The sequence below is a fragment of the Microcoleus sp. B3-D7 genome, assembly GCF_036705305.1.
In the GTDB taxonomy this organism is placed as follows: Bacteria; Cyanobacteriota; Cyanobacteriia; order Cyanobacteriales; family Microcoleaceae; genus Microcoleus.
The window spans coordinates 1-2,440 of sequence record NZ_JAUBUE010000120.1 but is presented as its reverse complement, the minus strand read 5'-3'; the positions used below and the strand labels follow the sequence as shown (position 1 = coordinate 2,440).

Below are 2,440 nucleotides of genomic sequence, written 5' to 3'. Positions count from 1 at the left end.
ACCGGCGCCAACTCCCACGCCCGAACCGGCGCCAACTCCCACGCCCGAACCGGCGCCAACTCCCACGCCCGAACCGGCGCCAACTCCCACGCCCGAACCGGCGCCAACTCCCACGCCCGAACCGGCGCCAACTCCCACGCCCGAACCGGCGCCAACTCCCACGCCCGAACCGGCGCCAACTCCCACGCCCGAACCGGTGCCAACTCCCACGCCCGAACCGACACCGACTCCAACTCCGGCGGCAGATGATTGCCTACTCGATAGCCTCAACGCCCCGCAACTAGATCCTGCCACCATCACCCCCAACCCCGTCCAACAAACTATCAACGGTGGCGACACTACCGATTTCATCATGGGCGGTGTCATCAACGACTCAATTAACGGACAAGTCGGCAACGATACTCTCTACGGCATGGGCGGCAATGACAACATTGACGGCGGCGCAGATAACGACTCAATCTTCGGCAATGGAGGCAGCGATTTCATCTCTGGCGGCGCTGGCAACGATACCATCTACGCTGGCAAAGATCCTGACACTGTGGTAGATGCCGAGGGCGACGACTTGTTGAGGGGAGATCTCGGCAATGATACAGTTGCCGGCGGCGTTGGCAACGACAGCATTTTCGGTGGTAAAGAGGACGATATCTTGCTGGGTGAAGATGGTGACGACTACATTTTAGGCAACTTAGGAAATGACACAATTAATGCCGGAAACGGCAACGATATTGCCTTTGGCAATGAAGGTACAGACCTGATTTTTGGCGACATCGGTAACGATAGCCTGTACGGAGGCAAAGAAAACGACAGTCTCGATGGCGGTGAGGGCAACGACTTACTGTTGGGCGGCAATGAAAACGATGTGCTTTGCGGCGACATCGGTAACGATACCCTGTACGGCGGCAAAGGTGATGATATTCTCAGTGGTGGCAGCGGTGCCGATTTCCTTTCCGGGGATGTTGGGGACGATACATTGACGGGAGGTTCGGGAAATGATGTGTTTTTCCTCAATCAAAGTTTGGGTAGCGACATCATTAATGATTTCCGCAAGGGAGAGGATTTAATTGGGTTGAATTCTGGTTTGAGTTTTAATCAACTCAGTATTACTTCCAGCAACAATCAAACTTTGATTACTGTGACGGACACCAATCAATTGTTGGCGAAGCTTAACAATATTACCCCCGGTATTCTCACTGCTACCGATTTCACTCAGGTAACAATCTAACTGCTTGGGGTAGGGTGCGCCATAAGCAGCCAGCCCGCTTATAAGTGGTGAAGAAAGCTCTCAAACTCCTGAAATTTGGTGGATGACGTTAGCGTCGCCCGCCCCTACGGGGGCTACGCCAACGAATAGGAGCGATCGATCTGATTCTTTTCAACAGCGATCGGTAATAAATCTTGTTTATTGCCGATCGCCCACACCTAGAATGAGGCACATCCGTCTATTGCAATCCTGAGCTGGCTAGCCATAAGTAGCGCCCGAATAAAGCCCGATTTCTCAACCATTAAATTCAAATTCTAGGGAAGTTTTTTCCAGGTAGGACAAAGTTAAAGTAATCAAAATTTTAGGCATTTTTCCTGGTTTTATCTAATGTGAATGTATCAGGTACTAGCTAGAGCAATTTTCAGGAATTCGGAACCCCCGAAAATCTTTTATTAATTTTCCCTGACCAAGGCTTCCCAATGGTTAGATGCACTACTTATCTGGCTAATGGTGTGCATGGTAAATCTATATAGAGAGGTTCCCCGTGCCGGACTATTTACATTACATCCTCTGCTGTTAATTGCTAAGAAAATCGCAATTTTTACACAGCTTAAGCTGATTAGGGAGACAAGTCTCGGATTTCACTTAGGGATAAAATTAAAGTTTTTACCTAAATTTTAATCTCCCGGAACGAGCACCGAGATTTTAATTCTGCCTACTGCCTTCTGCATCTCTAGCCTTCTGCTTTCAAGGTGAATCTACCAGCAAATAGTAAACATTCTCATGGGTATGCGAAATGAGTTCAACTTTTGCCACTAACATGGATTCACAATCTGTTTTCCCCAATGCTGGTTCTAAATCTATTGTCTTCATTGATCCCGACTTAGATGACTATCAAACTCTTGCGGGTGGCGTGCTTCCCAGTGCAGAGATCATCATTTTAGATAAAAATGGTAACGGAGTCGAGCAAATTACTGCGAAACTGCAAACAATTTCTGCTGCTGGGGAAACTGTAGGCCAAGTTCACATTTTTTCTCACGGCAATTCTGGCAGCTTGCAGCTAGGTTCTGCAACGCTGGATTCGGCTAATTTGCCGCAATATGAAAGCCAGTTGCAAGAGTGGCGAAATGCGCTGATCGACAAAGCCGATATTGTGCTTTACGGTTGCGATGTTGCGGCGGGTTCGGGAAGCGATTTTGTCGATCGCCTAGGCGAGTTAACCGGGGCTGATATTGCGGC

Annotated in this window: 2 protein-coding genes; both read left to right on the top strand. The window is 49.2% G+C overall.

The genetic code is table 11. From position 1 onward, the window contains the following. A partial coding sequence (locus QUB25_RS29535) for a calcium-binding protein (protein ID WP_333189021.1) occupies positions 1–1,222 on the top strand: 1,222 nt, incomplete at its 5' end. Between the two features lie 775 nt (positions 1,223–1,997). Continuing rightward, a partial coding sequence (locus QUB25_RS29530) for a DUF4347 domain-containing protein (protein WP_333189019.1) occupies positions 1,998–2,440 on the top strand: 443 nt, incomplete at its 3' end.